This window comes from Actinoplanes sp. NPDC048967, from assembly GCF_040649415.1.
GTDB lineage: Bacteria > Actinomycetota > Actinomycetes > Mycobacteriales > Micromonosporaceae > Actinoplanes.
Genome location: NZ_JBEZFL010000005.1, coordinates 461,757 through 479,542 on the forward strand (window position 1 = coordinate 461,757; position 17,786 = coordinate 479,542).

The 17,786-nt window shown below is 69.5% G+C and carries 17 protein-coding genes; 3 read left to right on the plus strand and 14 right to left on the minus strand.

Annotated features, from left to right (window positions below):
* Positions 1-331: 331 nt before the first annotated feature.
* Positions 332-1,534 carry a cytochrome P450 gene (locus AB0C12_RS23895; RefSeq protein WP_360551957.1) on the minus strand — a complete coding sequence of 401 codons (1,203 nt, stop codon included), beginning with the start codon at positions 1,532-1,534 and terminating at the stop codon, positions 332-334.
* 215 nt (positions 1,535-1,749) lie between these two features.
* Between AB0C12_RS23895 and AB0C12_RS23900 the strand changes: the two genes are divergently transcribed.
* A complete protein-coding gene (locus AB0C12_RS23900; protein WP_360551382.1) occupies positions 1,750-2,169 on the plus strand; it encodes a helix-turn-helix domain-containing protein in 420 nt (139 codons plus the stop codon).
* Positions 2,170-2,429: 260 nt separating this feature from the next.
* On the opposite strand, the gene AB0C12_RS23905 is transcribed toward AB0C12_RS23900, so the two are convergent.
* The 9 genes from AB0C12_RS23905 to AB0C12_RS23945 all read right to left on the minus strand — a co-directional run bounded on the left by AB0C12_RS23905 (position 2,430) and on the right by AB0C12_RS23945 (position 9,989).
* Entirely contained in the window at positions 2,430-3,590 is a 1,161-nt protein-coding gene (locus tag AB0C12_RS23905; RefSeq protein WP_360551384.1) for an MAB_1171c family putative transporter, read from the minus strand.
* The gene (locus tag AB0C12_RS23910) at positions 3,587-4,129 is read right to left on the minus strand and encodes a hypothetical protein (RefSeq protein ID WP_360551386.1); all 543 of its coding nucleotides are present in this window, start codon (positions 4,127-4,129) and stop codon (positions 3,587-3,589) included. The genes AB0C12_RS23905 and AB0C12_RS23910 overlap by 4 nt, the downstream gene beginning before the upstream one ends.
* Positions 4,130-4,143: 14 nt before the next feature.
* Complete coding sequence (locus AB0C12_RS23915) at positions 4,144-5,193, minus strand: HAMP domain-containing sensor histidine kinase (RefSeq protein WP_360551388.1); 1,050 nt, start codon at positions 5,191-5,193, stop codon at positions 4,144-4,146.
* Positions 5,186-5,905 carry a response regulator transcription factor gene (locus tag AB0C12_RS23920; RefSeq protein WP_360551390.1) on the minus strand — a complete coding sequence of 240 codons (720 nt, stop codon included), beginning with the start codon at positions 5,903-5,905 and terminating at the stop codon, positions 5,186-5,188. The genes AB0C12_RS23915 and AB0C12_RS23920 overlap by 8 nt, the downstream gene beginning before the upstream one ends.
* A 167-nt stretch (positions 5,906-6,072) precedes the next feature.
* Positions 6,073-6,846: a hypothetical protein gene (locus tag AB0C12_RS23925; RefSeq protein ID WP_360551392.1), complete on the minus strand. Its 774-nt coding sequence runs from the start codon at positions 6,844-6,846 to the stop codon at positions 6,073-6,075.
* The gene (locus AB0C12_RS23930; protein WP_360551394.1) at positions 6,843-8,081 is read right to left on the minus strand and encodes a molybdopterin-dependent oxidoreductase; all 1,239 of its coding nucleotides are present in this window, start codon (positions 8,079-8,081) and stop codon (positions 6,843-6,845) included. Before AB0C12_RS23930 ends, AB0C12_RS23925 begins: the two co-directional genes overlap by 4 nt.
* Positions 8,054-8,722, minus strand: a complete 669-nt coding sequence (locus tag AB0C12_RS23935; protein WP_360551396.1) for a class I SAM-dependent methyltransferase — start codon at positions 8,720-8,722, stop codon at positions 8,054-8,056. The genes AB0C12_RS23930 and AB0C12_RS23935 overlap by 28 nt, the downstream gene beginning before the upstream one ends.
* Complete coding sequence (locus tag AB0C12_RS23940) at positions 8,719-9,333, minus strand: DUF2064 domain-containing protein (protein WP_360551398.1); 615 nt, start codon at positions 9,331-9,333, stop codon at positions 8,719-8,721. Before AB0C12_RS23940 ends, AB0C12_RS23935 begins: the two co-directional genes overlap by 4 nt.
* Complete coding sequence (locus AB0C12_RS23945) at positions 9,330-9,989, minus strand: glycosyltransferase family 2 protein (protein ID WP_360551400.1); 660 nt, start codon at positions 9,987-9,989, stop codon at positions 9,330-9,332. The genes AB0C12_RS23940 and AB0C12_RS23945 overlap by 4 nt, the downstream gene beginning before the upstream one ends.
* 132 nt (positions 9,990-10,121) lie before the next feature.
* Here AB0C12_RS23945 and AB0C12_RS23950 point away from each other — a divergent pair, with 132 nt between their 5' ends.
* Positions 10,122-11,168, plus strand: coding sequence for an NAD-dependent epimerase/dehydratase family protein (locus tag AB0C12_RS23950; protein ID WP_360551402.1), 1,047 nt, complete (start codon positions 10,122-10,124; stop codon positions 11,166-11,168).
* An 86-nt stretch (positions 11,169-11,254) separates the two neighbouring features.
* The gene (locus AB0C12_RS23955; RefSeq protein WP_360551959.1) at positions 11,255-12,526 is read left to right on the plus strand and encodes a hypothetical protein; all 1,272 of its coding nucleotides are present in this window, start codon (positions 11,255-11,257) and stop codon (positions 12,524-12,526) included.
* An 88-nt stretch (positions 12,527-12,614) separates the two neighbouring features.
* On the opposite strand, the gene AB0C12_RS23960 is transcribed toward AB0C12_RS23955, so the two are convergent.
* The 4 genes from AB0C12_RS23960 to AB0C12_RS23975 form a co-directional block, all read right to left on the minus strand.
* On the minus strand, positions 12,615-14,303 hold the full coding sequence (locus AB0C12_RS23960; RefSeq protein WP_360551404.1) for an alpha/beta hydrolase: 1,689 nt from the start codon (positions 14,301-14,303) through the stop codon (positions 12,615-12,617).
* Positions 14,304-14,690: 387 nt separating this feature from the next.
* Positions 14,691-15,437, minus strand: a complete 747-nt coding sequence (locus AB0C12_RS23965; RefSeq protein WP_360551406.1) for an alanyl-tRNA editing protein — start codon at positions 15,435-15,437, stop codon at positions 14,691-14,693.
* A gap of 472 nt (positions 15,438-15,909) precedes the next feature.
* Positions 15,910-16,746, minus strand: a complete 837-nt coding sequence (locus tag AB0C12_RS23970) for an ABC transporter permease (protein WP_360551408.1) — start codon at positions 16,744-16,746, stop codon at positions 15,910-15,912.
* A complete protein-coding gene (locus AB0C12_RS23975; RefSeq protein WP_360551410.1) occupies positions 16,743-17,657 on the minus strand; it encodes an ATP-binding cassette domain-containing protein in 915 nt (304 codons plus the stop codon). Before AB0C12_RS23975 ends, AB0C12_RS23970 begins: the two co-directional genes overlap by 4 nt.
* Between the last annotated feature and the right edge of the window lie 129 nt (positions 17,658-17,786).

A 17,786-nucleotide genomic window follows, 5' to 3' on the forward strand; every position in this document is an offset into this window, starting at 1 on the left:
TCGAGCATCCGTCGCTGATCCCGGCCTCCGGCCCGTTGCTGGCCCGGTGGGTCTTCCCGGCTCGGTGGCCTGGCCTTGCCGGTTCTCGCTTTGCCGGGAGCTGCTCCTCGTTGGCGCCGCCGGCCCCTACAACGTGGTCAGCCCACCCGGTCTCCGCAGCGTGAGTTGAGTGCACGTCGCTGATCCCGGCCTCCGGCCCGGTGAGTCTTCCCGGCTCGGTGAGGCAGGCCTCGCCGGTCCTCGTTCCGCCGCGAGTGTTGAGCTTCCGTCGCTGATCCCGGCCCCGCCCGTTGCTGGACCGCCCGGCGTTCCCGGCTGGTTGGTGGCGTGCTCAGCCGACGGAGATCGGCAGGTTGGTGTAGCCGCGGATCGCCAGGCTGTCGCGCCGGCCGGGATCGCCGGCGAGGGCGAGCTGCGGGAAGCGGGCCAGCAACGCCGGGATGGCGATCTGCGCTTCCAGACGGGCCAGGGGCGCGCCGAGGCAGTAGTGGATGCCGCCGCCGAAGGACAGCGGTGCGTTGTCCGGGCGGCGAAGGTCCAGCCGGTCCGGATCGGTGAAGCGTTCCGGGTCGCGGTTGCCCGCCCCCAGGTAGGCCACGATCCGTTCGCCGCCTGACACCGGCACGCCCGCGATTTCCACGTCGTCCCAGGCCACCCGGCTCAGCAGCTGCACCGGGGTGTCGAAGCGCAGCAGCTCCTCGACCGCTGATGCCGCCAGTCCGGGCTCCCCGCGCAGCAGTTCGAGCTGGGCGGGGTTGCGCAGCAGGGCGACCACGCTGTTGGCCAGCAGGTTGGTGGTCGTCTCGAAGCCGGCCGCGAACAGCAGCGCCGCCATCGTGAGCAGCTCGTCCTCGGTGAGCTTCTCGCCGTCCTCCTCGGCTGCCACCAGCGCACTGATCAGGTCGTCACCTGGTTTGCGGCGGCGCTCGGCGGCGAGCCCGGCGAGATAGGCCCGGATGGTGGCGGCTGCCGGGTCCGCCGTGGCCAGCACTTCGGGCGTGATCACTTCGAGCACCTGGGTCCAGTCCCGGACCAGCCCCTGGAACTGCGCGCGGTCCTCCTCGGGGATGCCGAGCAGCTCGCCGATGACGTTGACCGGCAGCGGGAACGCGAACGCATCGATGAAGTCGACGTCGCCGTTCATGCGTACCAGAAGATCCTCGACCATCTCGGTGATCCGCGGTTGCAGAGCCTGGACCCGGCGGGCGGTGAAAGAGGAACTGACCAGCCGGCGCAGCCGGGTGTGGTCCGGCGGGTTGATCGCCAGGATGCTCGTGAAGAGCTGGTGCAGTGCGGGGTGATCGGCCCAGTCGGCCCGGACGAACTCGAGCATGTGCGACGGCATGTGCCCGAGCCGCGGATCGCGGGTGACCGCGATGCAGTCGGCGTGCCGGGTGACAACGAGCGCGCCGTCGTCGGCGCGCACGACGGGGGAGATCTCGCGGAGTCGCCGATAACGGGGGTACGGATCCTCGCGGCCGGTCAACTGGGTCAACTCATCGAGCAAGGTCGATACTTCTGGACTCTCCACAATGTCCGTCACGGTGAAAAGGATACCGGCGGGTTGAGCAGGCGGGTTGCATCGTTTAGGCTCGGCCGAGCGTCATCAATCTGAGTTTACGGTCGTTCAGCGATGCCCCAACATCGGGGGATGTGCAGCCTCGGCTGCTCATGGGCGTCGATGCAGCGACCGGTTTTCGTCGGTATGATCCGCATGTCCCATCTTGGCCCGGCGACGAGGGGAGTGCGGTGTCCAGCGAGTTCTCCATCGCCGAAAAACTGGACCGCCTCTTCACCCAGGTCAGGTCCGCAGGCCAGGGCGAGGCCAGCTACATGGCGGTGGCCGAGGCCATCCGGGCGCAGCAGGGCATCCAGATCTCGCACACGTACATCTGGCAGCTCCGCACCGGACGCCGCACCAACCCGACCGTCCAGCACCTCAAGGGCCTGGCGACCTACTTCGGCGTGCCGATGGCGTACTTCCTGGACGATGGCGAGGCCCGGAAGATCGACAGTCAGCTGGCTCTGCTCGGCACTCTGCGCGACGCCAAGGTGAAGGAGATCGCGCTGCGCGCGGCGGACGTGTCACCGAGCAGTCGCGACACGATCGGGGAGCTGGTGCGCAAGGTGTGGGAGCTGGAACGCGACCGGGGCAAGCCTGACGCTTGAGCGCCTGCTGGTCAGGCTGTCGTTTCTTGGTCCTTGGGCCGCAGCTCGTCTTCGGGGGGTCGCCAAGAGCATCGGGCCACGGCCGCTGATCCCTCGTAGTTGCCGTGCCGGACCCATGCACCGGGACGGCCTCGACGCTGTTGACCATGACGGCCAGCAGCAGCCAGCGCGGGTCCCGGCCCATGTCAGCCGGCTGGCACTTTCAGAAGGTCCTCTCCTTGCTGGTCAGCAGCGTGATCGCTGGCGAGCTGGGCTCCGGTTCAAGGGGCGGCGGGCGCGGGCCGGCGGGCGGCGAAGGCTGCTGGCTCGTCGCGGCGGAAGGCGGCGCTCACGGCACTGAGCCAGGCCACCTCATCGGCGATCTCCCCACCGATGTCCGCCCACCGGTCACCGTTCTCGATCGGCGGCGCCCCGCTCTGGTGCAGTCGCAGGGCGAGGGCGATACCGCACGCCTCCACCAGTGCCGGACGGTCACCGACGTACTTCCGCGCCTCATCGAGCGCACCCGCCGGCAGGTAGTCGCGCAGCGTCAGCATGCCGTCCCGGATCTCGATCACCCGCCGGTAGAGGCGCAGCTGAACCTCGTCCACCCCGGCCAATTCGAGCAGCGCCCGTCGCCGGGGGAAGAGGATGACGTCGGGGAAGGTCTGGCGCATGACCCCCCACAGTGGACGCAACGCCCAGAGTGAGCGGTAGGCGTGGAAGACGGAGCGCAGCTTGCCGCTCGCCGGCACGGTCACACCGATGAGACAGATGATGGTGCCGATCGTGCGGAGGGCGTTGGCCGCGGGCTCGGCTCGTTCGATCGGCATCCGGGCGCCGAGGCTGTGCGCCACTATGGCCCCGGTTTTGACCGCTGCGTAGACGGCGACGAGGAAGGTGCCGAGCGCCATCGCGCGTAGCCCGTTGCGCAGCAGGGCGGCTGAGGCGGAGCGACTGGTCCGCCAGAACAATGCCGTGGTGATGGCGAGGACTGCGCCCAGATATCCGTTCAGCACCATCCAGTAGGCCGCTGCCGTCGGCGGTATGTCCGTATCCCAAAGCTCGCTCGCTCTGGTCTTGATGCCACCGGGTGTGACGCTGATCAAGATGATGAGCGCGACCAGCACCGAGGCGGCCAGCAGCTGTTGATAGCGCGCCGCGTACGGGTGCTTCGCGTCGTAGTCGGTGATCAGGGAGACGAAGCGCAGCAGGAAGAACGCGGCGAGGACGCCGAGAACATGGGGGATGACCTGTGATTGCGGAATCCACTCGCTGACCGTCGCGTTGACTCCGGGCGTCGCCACCGTCTTGGCCAGCGAGAGCGAGAACAACGTCGCCCACATTGCCCGTTGCTGGGCGTCGCGCCAGACGGCGGGCAGGCGAGCGACGACCGTGCCCCACAGCAGCACGAGCACGATGCCGGTGAGGGCGCCGTTCAAGACGAGAACTTCAGGACGTCGGCAACCCGGCCGAGCGTGTCCCCGGACGGGCGACCGTTTGCTGCGCCGAAGGCCGAGCGGGCCCGGATCAACGAAGCCAGCATCTCGGCCTCGCGCTCCTGGGTGGTGGTGTAGCTGACGCGGCCGAGGATCGTGTTGATTGTCCGGGGGTCGAGGTCGGGCACCAACCGGCCGATCCCGCCGCTGTTGCCTCCGCCGCCCATCCCACCGCTGCCTTTGCCGTCCGAGCTGGCGTTGACGCCGGTGGTGTGGCCGCTGAGCATGTGACTCAGCTCATGCAAAACGATGTGCTCGGCGTGCAGCTGCGAGGTCTCCGGGTCGTAGAACACGTAATCCGCGCTCTCAACGGAGATCCACAAGCCGCACGGCAGACCCGCGCTGAGCCCGGCCATCGGTCGCAAAGTGAGCGGACGTCCCCGATAAGTGGCCATGGCAGCGCAGAAAATGTCCAGATCGAACGGATTCGGAATGGCAATGTTCTCGAGGCGGCGCTCGCAGCGCCGACGCAGCCGGCTCACCTGTTCCCCCCGGTCTAGGTCCGGCTGCCCAGGCTACTCGCAGGTATCCGTACTTCGAACCGACAGCCGTCGACGGTGTTGCGTACGCCGACGTGTCCACCGTGCGCTTCGACCAGTCCCCGGACGATCGCCAAGCCGAGACCACCGCCGGCCGCCGAGTTGCCTGGACCGTGATCCTGCGGTCGCGGCGTCCGGGCGCGTTCGCCACGGAATGCAACGTCGAAGACCCGGGGCAGGTCGGCCTCGGGGATGCCACCGCAGGTGTCCGACACAGCCAGCCAGACCTCACCACGCTCGGCTCCCGCGTCGACCACCACGGTGCCGTCCGGAGGGGTGTATCGCACGGAGTTGACCAGGAGATTGGCCACGACGCGGCTCAGCTCCGGCTCACCGGCCGTCACGATCGGCCAGCCGGACTCGCGGGCCAGGATCCGCACTCCTCGCATCCGGGCGAGAGGTGCGGTGGTGGCGATGGCATCGGAGACGACGTCACCGAGCGGCACGCTGGACAGCGCGAGCCGCAGTGCGCCGGCGTTGATGCGCGACAGCTCGAACAGGTCATCGACGAGATAGGCCATCCGGTCGGTCTCGATGCGGATCCGCCGGTGATACTCCGCCACGGTCGCCGGGTCGCCGACGACGTTGTCCTCGAGGGCCTCGGCCATCGCCCGCAGCCCGGCGAGCGGAGTGCGCAGGTCGTGCGAGACCCAGGCCACCAGGTCGCGCCGACCGGCTTCCAGCTGCCGTTCCCGCTCGCGGGCCTGGGTGGCCCAGACCGAGGCCGTAGCGAGCCGGCGGCCGAAGGTGGCGCCGACACCGAGGCTCACCGCGGCCGATGCTGCCACGGTGATCAGTACGACTTGAAGGTCATGAGCGGAGAGGAACATGGCCCGGGCAACAGCGGCGACGCCGGCCACGACAGAAGCGACGGTGATCGTCAGCAGCACGCAGACGTGCAGGATGATCGACCGCTTCCGCAGCAGCCGCAGAGCGATCTCGCCGACCACTCCGACGACGGCGCCGGCGGCCAGGGCATAGAGGCCGATGAGAAGGAGATCAGACACTGCCGGACACCCGTTCGTAGCGGTAGCCGACACCCCAGGCGGTGAGGATGCGCCGCGGAGATGCCGGGTCGGCCTCGATCTTCTCCCGCAACCGCCGCACGTGAACCGTCACCGTCGAGTGGTCGCCGAACTGCCAGCCCCACACCTTGTCGAGCAACTCGGCCCGCGACCAGGCCCGAGCCGGATGGCGCATCAGGAACTCCAGGAGATCGAACTCCCGGGTGGTCAGCGGAAGCACTTCACCACCGAGGCGAGCGATCCGGCGCCCGGTGTCGGCGGTCAGGTCTCCGTCGACGACAGTGGCCGAGGCGGGCGGAGCGACGGGTGCCACCGTCCGGCGCAGCACCGAGCGGATCCGCAGCACGAGCTCACGGGGCGAGAACGGCTTGGTGACGTAGTCGTCGGCGCCGACCTCGAGCCCCAGCACGCGGTCCGACTCCTCGCCCAACGCGGTGAGCATGACGACGGGTAGCTCGGGTGCGTCGCGGCGCAGGCGCCGGCAGACCTCCAGACCGTCGATGCCGGGCATCATCAGGTCGAGGACGACGATGTCGGGCATCTCGGACGACACAGCGGCGAGGGCGGCCAGGCCGTCACCAACAAGTCGGACCTGGCAGCCCTCCTGCTCAAGGTAGCGGCGGACGACGTCGCTGACGGTCGGGTCGTCATCGACGACGAGTACGCGGTGGCTCACGGCTGCGACGCTACCCATACGCGGGGCTGAGAGACCTTGCAATACTCTTACGGTGTTGCCGCGGGGTGCCGGTTCTCGGCGGATCCGGCCTGGTTGAGCCGGTTGGGAGTGGGAGCCGGGCGTGATGCCGTGCCGTGGCCGCGGCCGGCCGGACGTGAGGCGCGGTGGCTTGCGGTGGGAGTCAGTCACTGCTGTCCTTCGGACGGCTGAGGTGATGACGGTTGCGGATCTTCGGCTGGATGCCGCCGGTCTTCGGCCAGCTGGAATGGCTTGCTTGATTCTTTGGCTGGCTCGGACGGCGGCGTGCTTGGTTCTTTGGCTGGCTCGGACGATGGCGTGCTTGGTTCTTTGGTCGGCTCGGACGATGGCGTGCTTGGTTCTTCGGCCGGCACGGACGGCGGCGTGCTTGGTTCTTCGGCCGGCACGGACGGCGGCGTGCTTGGTTCTTCGGCCGGCACGGACGATGGCGTGCGCATGCTTGTGCTGCGGGCTCCGGGGCTGGCGGCCGGTTGGCGTGATGGCGCACGCGGGGCTTGAGCGGGCCTCGGACGGTCACCCTTGGTGGTACCGGCGCGGTGGCGCACGAGTCCGGTCGACACAAGCGCGGCAGCCCAGGTCACGGCGAGGACCAGAAGCAGGCCGCGACCATATGCGAGCGGTAGGACCGACGGATTGTCGCCCGAGCGGCCGTAGCCGAGCACGAGAGGAAGTGCCACCACACCGACGGCGATGCTGACGATCGCTGCCGCTCGGATGCCGGGCAGGAACCGGCGAGGAGCGAAGCGCCCGATGATTGCCCCGCCCGCGATCGTCGCCGGCAGGAGCACTGCATCGTGCCCTATGAGAACCGCGGCCAGGAACAGCAGGACGCCGCCGGGCTTGAGGTCCGGGTCGGTGGCGGCGCCCAGCACCGCGTACCCCATCACGATCGCGCCCACTGCGATCAGCGTGCCCCTCACGACGCCTCCTGAACGGTGATCCGGGCGACCCACTTGGTCTGCAGGACGCCGGGCCTGTTCGGTGCGATGAGCCTCGCCGGATAGCCGTGGTCGAGATCCAGTGGTGCGCCGTTGAGCCGAAGCGCAATCAACGTCCAGCGGTCCCGTACGTGCGGAGATGCGACGGTCGACGTTCGGTATCGCCCGCCCTGCTCCAGTGATTCGACCTCGGCGGACGCCGTTTCCGGATCACCGCCGGCAAGGACGATCAGATCCTGGAGCCGTACGCCCGTCCAGGTGCCCGTCGCGCTCCAGCCCTCGACGCATGCGATCGGCAGCACGACTGTGTGCTGTTCCAGCGCGGCCAGGCCGTCCAAGGAGAGGGCGATTTCGCCGGTCGGACCCGCGATGGTCAAGCGATAAGCCGGGTCGAGTGCTCGATCACGCACACCAGCGCCGGCTGCCGTCTTGTTGACCGGAAGGCGCTGAGGTCCGGAGGTGGACCGTCGTGGCGCGAGCACTGAGACCGGCGCCAACGGGGTGATGGTCTGTCCCGCCGTAGCGAGAGTGATCACGCCGGCTGCGGCTCCGACGGTGCCGAGCAGTCCACGCCTGCTGAGCCCTCGACCGGGTTCTTCCGGAGCGGGCCGGACGAATGCCTCGCGGACCACTGGAAGCTTGACGCCGACGTGCACCAGTAGCGCGCCGACGGTCAGCCACGCCACCCAGTAGTGGCCGGTCGTGAAGTAGAACGGCAGGGGACCGTACCAGCGGGCGATGTTGAGAACGCCACCGATCAGCTGGAACAGGGCCGACGCGACCAGCAAGGCGATGCTTGCGCGCTCGATGGCGTGCACGATGCTCCGCGCCGGTGGCCATTCGAAGAGGCGTGGGTAGACCGACCAGAGCTTCGCGCCGAGCAGCGGGATCGAGGCCAAACCTGTGATGACGTGCAGCCCCTGGGTAAATCGGTAGAGGCCCGCGGGGCGCGACGGCCACCAGAACCAGGACGGTGGGTGCTGGATGAAGTGACTGGTCAGCCCGGTCAGGAAGCAGATGGTGAAAGCGACCGCGAGGGCAAGCCCGAGCTGACTCGTCAGTCGTGTCGACCTCAGCGTCGAGGGAAATGCACCCTCCCTCAGCGGCCCGAGACGCAATGCTTCGGGAGGTTGAGGGAGCGGCTGCCGGAGTAGGTTGGGCAGCCGGTTGCGTCGAGCCGGTGAAGTGGTCATGCCGGGGTGAGCGTCGCGAACCACCGCCCTGCCTCCTTCCAGGTCTCGGTCACCCGCAGAGCCGACATTTCAGCAAGATCAGCCAGATCCTCCGGCGCCACCTCCGCCCACCGGAACGTCGCGACAGCCGGATCGCCCGCGGCGCGGATGCTCGCCGCGCCGGCCCAGCTGCGGGTGCCCGCGGCCGATAGCTCGGCGTGCAGGCGCCCGTCGGAGCCGAGCAGTTCGCGGCAGCGACGCAACAGCGCCACCGGGTCGCCCCCGATGCCGATGTTGCCGTCGGCCAGCAGGAGATGCCGCCAGCGGCCGTGCCCCGGCAACTGCCCGAAGACGTCACGCCGCAGCACAGTCGCTCCCCGGGCCCGAGCGATGCGAACAGCGGTAGCGCTGATGTCGACACCGAGAGCGGGACAACCCCAGCGGTTCAAGGCGTTGATGAGCCGACCGGGACCACATCCGATGTCGAGCGTCGGGCCGGAACAGCGCCTGAGCAGCCCGGAATCACCCGGGATCCGGGCACGGCACCAGGAGGCGGCATCGATGACCCGCTCGGAGCCGTACGGGCTCCGCAGGACGAGTTCGGCGTTCTCGCCCGCCTCGGCCCGGCGCAGTGCCTCCTCGTAGACATCGAGGATCCCGAGAGGGTTGATCGTCGCGGTGGTCATACCGGCACTTCCGCATCGAGAGCGGTCACGACACGCCTGAACTGGCTGTCGGCCGGGCACAGGTCGGCGACCGCCCGAGCATCCGCAACTGTGTCGACGTCGCGGAGAACCGGCAGCGAACTGACCCGCAAACCTGAATCCTGCAGCGCTCGGAAGGTGCGTGAGCCCGTGTCCGACAGCGAGGTGGGGATCGTGCGGAGTATTTCGGCATGGGCGGGATCACGCAGCCCGAGAGCCCACCAGCCGCCGTCCTCGGCCAGTCCCAGAACGGCGTCCGCATCGGCGAGCCGGGCCGCGGCCTGGGCGAGAAGGGCGCGCGTCACCTGCGGGGTGTCCATGCCGATCAGCACCACGGGACCCGCTCCGACGTCGGCGAACGCGTTGGCCAGCCGGGACGGGAGCTGATCACCACGCTGGGCGATCCTGTCCCAGCCGGCCGGTGCGGGATGGCCGCCGTCCACCACCAGGACGCCCGCGCCCACCGTCTCGAGGGTGTCGTGCAGCGCAGCGCCGGCGACCACGGCGGCTTGCTCGAGTGTCCAGGGTGGGCAGAGCCGCGTCTTCACCCGGCCCGGAACGGGTGTCTTTGCCAGCACGAGGATCCGGGTCATCGGGCCAGCACCGCACTCATGTCGCGGATCGCCCGAGCGGTGCCCCGCACCGTCCCGGTGACCTTGGAACGGGTGCCGGCGGTGCGCGGGTGGTAGGCGACGTCGACCTCGGTGACCCGCCAGCCGGCCTTGCCGGCCGCGATCAGCAGCTCTAGCGGGTAGCCGAAACGGCGGTCGCGCAACCCGAGCGCCAGCAGGTCAGACTTGCGCGCGGCACGGATCGGCCCGATGTCGTGCACCGTCAGCCCGGTGGTGCGGCGCAGACGCTGAGACAGCACCGCGTTGCCGAGCCGGGCGTGCACCGGCCACGCGTTGCGGGTCGTCGGCCGCCGTCGCCCGACGACGAGCTCCGCCGCACCCGCGCGGACGGGATCGGCCAGCCGGGGAAGGACCGCGGGATCGAACGACCCGTCGGCATCCAGCACGCAGACGACACCGTCGTCCGGATCCGCCGCCAGGAGCCCGGCGTGCACGGCGGCGCCGTAACCCGGCTCGGGGACGGACACCACCTCGGCACCGTGGGCGCGTGCGACGTCCGCCGACCCGTCCGTCGAGCCGTTGTCGGCGACGATCGCACGGTAGCCCGGGGGCAGCCGCGTGAGCAGCCACGGCAGGGCGGGAGCCTCGTTCAGGCAGGGCAGCACCACATCGGTCATGTCCGCAAGCTATCGGGGGAAGAGCTGCGGAAACCCTTACAAGATAATGACGTCGAGGACAGTTCTTACGAACCGCTGACGCCTCCCGCCGAACCATCCCGCATCCCGCCGCCGAGGCCTAACGTGGCCGCCGTGACCCATGTGCTTGTGACCGGCGGCGCCGGCTTCATCGGAACCCACGTGACCGCTGCGCTGCTCGCGGCGGGGCATTCCGTGGCGATCCTCGACAACGGCCACCCGGCGGCGCACCGGGAGCCCTTGCCGGCGACCGTCGCGGGCGCCACGGTCCAGATCGCCGATCTTCGTGACCGTGATGCCGTGGCCGCCGCGCTTCGGGGCGTCGACGTCGTCGTGCATCAAGCCGCCATGGTCGGCATGGGCGTGGATCTCGCGGACCTCCCGGACTACGTCGGCAGCAACGACCTGGCCACGGCCGTGCTGCTCGCTGAGATGGCCCGCACCCAGGTGCGTCGCCTCGTGCTGGCCAGCTCCATGGTCGTCTACGGCGAGGGCTCGTACGCATGCCCGGACCACGGCCCCCAACGCCCACCGGCCCGAACCGCCGCGGAACTCGAGGCCGGCCAGTTCGAACCGCCGTGCCCCGTGTGCCGGACTCCGCTCGTCTCGACCACCACCAGCGAGGACGCAGGACTCGAGCCACGCAGTGTGTACGCGGCAACCAAACTCGCCCAGGAGCACCTGTCGGCAGCATGGGCGCGGCAGAGCGGTGGTTCAGTGGTCGCCCTGCGCTATCACAACGTCTACGGACCGGGGATGCCCCGCGACACTCCCTACAGCGGAGTTGCGGCGATCTTCCGCTCCGCGCTGGAGGCGGGCCGGGCACCGCGAGTCTTCGAGGACGGCCGCCAGCGCCGTGACTTCGTGCACGTGACCGATGTGGCCCGGGCCAATGTGGCGGCTCTCGAAGCGACCGGGACGTCCGCCTTCTCGGCCTACAACATCGCTTCGGGACGCCCGGCGACGGTCGGTGACATGGCGCAGGCCCTGTCCGACGTGATGGCCGGTCCCGCGCCGGTGGTGACCGGTGAGTTCCGCCTCGGCGACGTTCGCCACGTGGTCGCCTCCCCAGAACGGGCGGCCAAGGAGCTCGGCTTCTCGGCCGAGATCGACCTTCCTACCGGCATGGCTGACTTCGCCGCGGCGGAGCTGCGGGCGTGACAACCCTGCAGCGGATCCGGTCGTCCCGGGCCCGGGCGCGCCTGTCCGGCTCGTCACGGGCGGACATCGTGGCGGCTCTGGTGGCCCTGGCGTTGATCGGCGTCGCAGCCCTGGTGGGAGGCCTGCTCTATCTGGCGGGCCATCCGGTGCAGGCCAGTGCAGCGCCGTTCTACGCCCAATGGGTGCCGCACATCGGCCCGGGGACGCCGTTGGCCCTGCTGATCGCGGGCCTTGTCATCTGGCACGGGCAGGCGTTGGCCACGCGCCTGTCGTGGCGGTCCCTGCTTGTCGCGGGCTACGGCACAGCGGTCGTCTGGACGTTGAGCCTGGCTCTCGTCGACGGCTGGCAGCGAGGACTCGCGGGTCGCCTCACCACGCAGCCGGAGTATCTGCACGAGGTGCCCGGTGTCACCGACGTGCCGGCGATGCTGCGAGGGTTCGCCGCTCGGATTCTCGACTTCCAGCCGGATTCCTGGACCACCCATGTGTCGGGGCACCCGCCGGGCGCTCTTCTCGTCTTCGTCGGCCTGGACCGCGTCGGTCTCGGTGGCGGGGGATGGGCAGCCATGGCTTGTGTGCTGGTCGGTGCGGCGGCAGCGGTGGCGGTGCCCGAGACAGTTCGACTGCTGGGCGGCGGGAACGCTTCGGATGCCACGGAAGCCGCCCGGGCCGCTGTGCCGTTCGCCGTGCTGTTCCCGGGAGCGGTGTGGGTGGGCGCGTCCGCCGACGGTCTGTTCGCCGGGCTGGCTGCGGTGGCAGTGATGCTGCTGGCGCGGGGGCTGACCCGGCGCGCGCCGGTGGCCGCCTTCTTCGGTGGCGTTCTGCTCGCCTTCGCGCTCTATCTCTCGTACGGACTCACGCTGCTTGCGCCGATCGTGCTGGCTGTCGTCTTCCTGACCCGGCGTTGGCGACCGCTCGTCTTCGCGGCGCTGGGCGGTGGCGTGGTCATCACCGCCTTCACCGCATCCGGTTTCTGGTGGTGGGACGGCTACCAGCTCGTGGTGGAGCGGTACTACCAAGGCGTGGCGAGCCACCGCGCGTACGGCTACTGGGTCTGGGCGAATCTCGCGGCGGTGGTGGCGTCGGCCGGGCTGGCGGCGGCACCGATCCTGCGGCGTGCTGTCCTGGCGCGACCCGTCAGCGCGGAGCGGCTGCTTCCGATCGCTGCGCTGGTAGCCATTCTGGCTGCGGACGTCTCAGGGCTCAGCAAGGCCGAGGTGGAGCGGATCTGGCTGCCCTTCGCGGTCTGGTTCGCCGCGGGCGCTGTGCTGCTGCCTCCGCGGAGTCGCCGGGGCTGGCTCATCGTGCAGGCTGCGATGGCGTTGCTGGTCAACCATCTGCTTCTGACGAGCTGGTAGGGGATCCGCGATGGTGGCCGCAGAGCGGCGCTGCCAGCCGACCGGCAGCTCCGAAGAGCCGACAGCCGGCGGCAGCGCCGCTGCGGGACTACCTGGTGCCGTTGAGCACCGACGCCGGGATCAGGTCGGCGACCGGGGGCAGCTGCTTCGACTGGTCCGCGCGCATCGTCGACATCTCCTCCGGCTTGTCCGGGCTCACCAGTGGCTCGGTGAACGGCTGGATGTCGCCCTGGCACACCTTGCCCTTGGCGGGCAGCGTGGCCTTGAGCAGGTAGTTGTCGATCGCGGTCGTCGCGCACGCCGAGGTGCCGTACGCGGTGTGACCCCAGTTCGTGCTGGACAGCAGGCGGCTGTTCGGCAGGAGCTTGGCGGAGGAGACGGCCTCCTGGTAGTTCGTGGCCGGGTCCCAGTAGCTGCCGACAACGAGCACCGGCGCAGCCGAGCGACGGTTGAACGGACCGGTGTAGGCGTCCTCGTCGCGGACGGTCCACGAGTTACGGGCACACTGCACGCTGCCCCAGGCCCACGCGCGACCGAAGTACGGAGCGCGCTTGTCGGCCTTGGCCGTCGCCGCCGGCCACGAGTTCGCGTCCTTCGGGTGCAGGCCGTCGGTGCACATCACACCACTGAAGGCTTCGAAGTCGTTGTAGTACGGGAAGTCGCGACCCGGCTTGCGGTTGCGGGCTTCCCTGATCCGCTCGATGACCGCCTTCTTTGCGACGGCCTTGTCGGCACTGGTCGCGGCGGGCGCGGCCAGCAGCGTCCACAACTGCGACGAGAGGTCGGCCACGACGTCACCCGCGTAGGTGTCGTAGAGCGAGCTGAGGATGCCGCCCACGAAGTCGGCATAGGTGATCGTGTAGGTGCCGAACTCGTCGGTGATGACGAGCGGCTTCGCCCGCAGCTTCTGCGCGATCGTCTCGAAGTTCTTGACCGGGTCGCCGGCCGCGAAGCTGCAGTACTTCTCGCCGGCCTTGTCGCAGCGCTTGAGGATCTCGCGCAGCGCCTTGTACGCGCCGTCGGCCGAGTGCATGCGCTCGTCCTGGATTTGGTTCTTCGTCTTGCTGGTGCCCGTCCACGAGACCGGGTCGATGACACCGTCGACGACCAGCGCCCGGAAGCGGTCCGGGAACATGTTGGCGTAGTACTGGCCGATCGCGGTGCCGTAGCTGAAGCCCAGGTAGGTCAGCTTCTTGTCACCCACGGCGCGGCGCAGCACGTCCATGTCCCGGACGACCTCGGCGGTCGACATGGCCCCGGCGATCTTCTTGCCGGTCGTCGAGCAGGCCTTGGCCACGGCCTTGGCGGACTTGATGTACGCCTTCTCCTCGGCCTTGCCGTACGGGAAGGCGACGTTCAGGCCGGCGTACGCCTGAGTCTGGTCCTTCGTGGACTTGAAGCACTTGACGTTCTCGCTGCTGGCGATGCCGCGCGGGTCGACGCCGACGATGTCGAAGCGGTCGAGCACCGAGTCGCTCAGGAACAGCGGCGCGTTGAGCGCGATGGACGTGCCCGAGCCGCCGGGGCCACCGGGGTTCAGGAACAGGCTGCCGATCTTGCGCTTCTGGTCGCGGGCCTTGACCCGCAGAACCGCTACTTCGGTCGTCGCACCCTTGGGCTTGTCGTAATCGAGCGGCAGGCGCACGGTGGCGCATTCCGCCGTGTCATAACACTTGTACCAGCCCAGCTTGGGCGTCTTGACGCTGTCGACTCGCTTACGTTCCTTGGCGCTCGTGGTCGCGGCCTTCTTGGCGGCCAGCGACGGTACGGCGGACACGGGGGCGACGGTGCGCGGCGTGGCGGCCACTGCGGGCACCACGGCGCTGGCTGCGAGGACAACGCCGGCGATTCCGGCGATCGCCAAACGACTGGCAGAAGAGGGCATACGAACTGCCTTTCGGACGGTGACCGCAGCGAGGGTGCTGCGGTCGGGTGGATCGTAGGAACTCGATGCCACCTTTTCGGCCGTCCGATTGCCGTTCGCACGGCAGGCAATCTCCGGTTCATATTCGGCCGTTGTCTATCCAGGCTCGACAATAGCGTTGCCGACTGTCGCGTCGTTCATAGTTCAGCGAAAATCTGCGTCCTTGATCCGATAACTCGGGCCCGCGTTCCCGCCGGAGATACTGGACGGAGGCGAGCGGCCGGCGGCGGGAGGCGGGAATCAGCTGACGAGCTTGATGCGGACCCGGCGGTTCTGCCGGCCCTTGCTCTCCACCTTCACCACCTGGACGCGGCCCACCTGGGCTGTGGACGCCACGTGCGTACCGCCATCGGCCTGGACGTCCAGGCCGACGATGTCCACCACCCGGATCTGCGGGTTCTCCAGCGGTGGCAACGCATCCTGCGTGCGGACGAGATCCGGGATCGCCAGCGCTTCGTCCCGCGGCAGCACACGCGCGACGATCTTGCGGTCGGCGGCGATCTCCGCGTTCACGGCGTCTTCCAGAGCTTGCTTGAAGCCCGGCGGCACCTCGGGCAGGTTGAAGTCCATCCGGGCCTCGCCTGGCTGCATGTTCCCGCCGGTGACCAGCGCGCCGAAGTCACGGAAAACGGTGCCGCACAGAATGTGCAGGCCGGAGTGGGTACGCATCAGCGTGGTCCGCCGGTCGTCGTCGACCGCGCCGCGTACGGTCGCGCCGGCGGGTGGGATCGGGTCGCCCGGGGCGGGGATCAAATAGTGCTCGTCGCCCTTGCGGGTGTCGACGATCCGGGTCTGCACGCCCTGCCAGATGAGGACGCCGTGGTCCGGTGGCTGGCCGCCGCCGCCCGGGTAGAACGCGGACCGGTCGAGCACGATCCCGGCGTCCGGATCGGCCGGGTCGGACCAGACGACGGTGCAGTCCCATTCGCGGATGGTCGGATCAACCCAGTCGAGGCGGTGGGTGTGTCCGTGCTGCTCGAAAACCATCGCCCGAGCGTAAACCCACGGCTCGGTACCGCGCCCCGCGCCGAGCGGGACATTCACCGACCCGGCCCCGGTGGGCCGGCGCCAACCGGGTGCGTCGACCGGGCCGGCGTCGACCGGGTGCGTCGATCGGGCCGGCGTCGACCGGGTGCGTCGATCGGGCCGGCGTCGACCGGGCCGGCGTCGACCGGGTGCGTCGACCGGGCCGGCGTCGACCGGGTGCGTCGACCGGGTCCGCCGACCAGGCCGGCGTCGACCAGGCCGGCGTCGACCAGGCCCGCCGACCAGGTCCGCCCGACCGGGCCCGGCGAGCGGCAGAACGACCACTGACTCCCGAAGGGCCAGATCAGAGGCTCGTTCATGACGACCCGGTCCCAGCGGCCAGCGGGCTTACCGCTAACTCCCGTCGGGAGCGGATCAGCACCTGGAAAGTCCGCGGGCCTTGCAAAGCACGCGACGCGAAACCGAAAGCCCATCAAGCATCGGAGCGCCTCAACCGCCAAGCCCCACCCACCACCACAGCCGCGACGTAAGCCACGAACACCCCGAGCCCCACCCAGGGCGACAGCGCATCCGCCCCCTGGCTGACCGACGTGAACGCGCTACCCGCATCCGACGGCAGATACTGCACGACGTTGTCCCGCCAGGACTCCGGCAACAGCAGCTGCGCCACCCCGCTGAGCAGGAACATCGCCCCGAACAGCGTGCTGATGGCCGCCGGTGTGGACCGTAGCAGCGCTCCCAGGGCCAGGCCGAGCACGCCCGACCCGGCCAGGATCACCGCGGAGCCGACCACCGCCCGCACCACACCCGCGTCGGACCAGGACGCCGCGCCGTCGCCGATCAGGGCCTGACCGCCGGTGAACGCGGCTGCCGACGCCGCCAGGCCGATCACGAGGACCACGACCGCGAAGACCGCGATCTTGGCCCAGAGGACCGGCAACCTTTTCGGTACGGCGGTGAGCGACGACCGGATCATCCCGGTGCTGTACTCGCTCGCCATGAACAGCACGCCCAGGGTCCCGAACGCCAGCTGGGCGAACGTGATGCCGGCCAGGCTCGCGTCGACCGGGCCGAGCTCTCCCGGTTCCGGGCCCGGCCCGGTCGCTCCGGAGTTCAGCATCGATGAGGCGAGCAGGCCGATGCCGATCAGCAGCGTGACCGCGGTGGCCAGCGTGATCAGCGTCGAGCGCAGCGACCAGAACTTGATCCACTCCGAGCGGATCACCCGGCCCTGCGTCACTTTGAGGTTGGATACCGCCGCCGCGGCGACGAGCGGGGCAGCTTCGGGGGACAGGGTCGCGGTGCTCATGCTGCTGCTCCTACGGTCTGGTATTCGACGGCGTCCCGGGTCAGCTCCATGAACGCCTCTTCCAACGACGGCCGCTGCACCGTCAGTTCGTGCAGGGCGATTCCGGCATCGGCCGCGCGTTCGCCGATCTTGGCGGCGGACAGGCCGGTCACCTCGAAGGCGCCGCGCTCCACGCTGAGCACCGTGACGCCCGGTCCGGCCAGCAGGTCGTGCAGCTCCACCGCGCGCGGCGAGCGGACCAGGACCGAGTCGTGCGCGGCCTGCTCGATGAACTCGGCCACCGAGACGTCCGCGATCAGCTTGCCGCGACCCACGACCACCAGGTGCTCGGCGGTCAGCGCCATCTCGCTCATCAGGTGCGAGGAGACGAAAACCGTACGGCCCTGCTCGGCCAGGCCCCGCATCAGGTGCCGGATCCAGAGGATGCCTTCGGGGTCGAGGCCGTTCACCGGCTCGTCCAGGATCAGCACCTCCGGGTCGGCCAGCAGCGCCGACGCGATGCCGAGCCGCTGACCCATGCCGAGTGAGAAGGCGCCGGCCCGCTTGCGGGCCACCTCGTGCAGACCGACGATGTCGATCACCTCGTCGACCCGGGTGCGCGGCACCCCGGTGGTCGCGGCCATGGCCAGCAGATGGTGGTACGCGGACCGCCCGGTGTGCACGGCCTTGGCGTCCAGCAGCGCCCCGACCTGCTTCAGCGGCGCGGTGTGCTCCGCGTACGGGCGGCCGTTGATCGTGGCCGTGCCCGACGTCGGCCGGTCCAGTCCCAGGATCAACCGCATCGTGGTGGACTTCCCGGCGCCGTTGGGGCCCAGGAAGCCGGTGACGATGCCGGGTTTGACGGTGAAGGTGAGGTTGTCGACGGCGGTCTTGGCGCCGTACCGCTTGGTGAGTTCGTGGACCTCGATCATGTGAGCCAGCCTGGTTCAGCGGGGCGGTGATCGGCGTCGTCCGGCGGCGGGCGGATCGGACTACTACCAGCGTGGTATCCGAGGTCACCTGGTTACCGCGCCGGGACGACGCTTTGCCAGCAGGTCCAC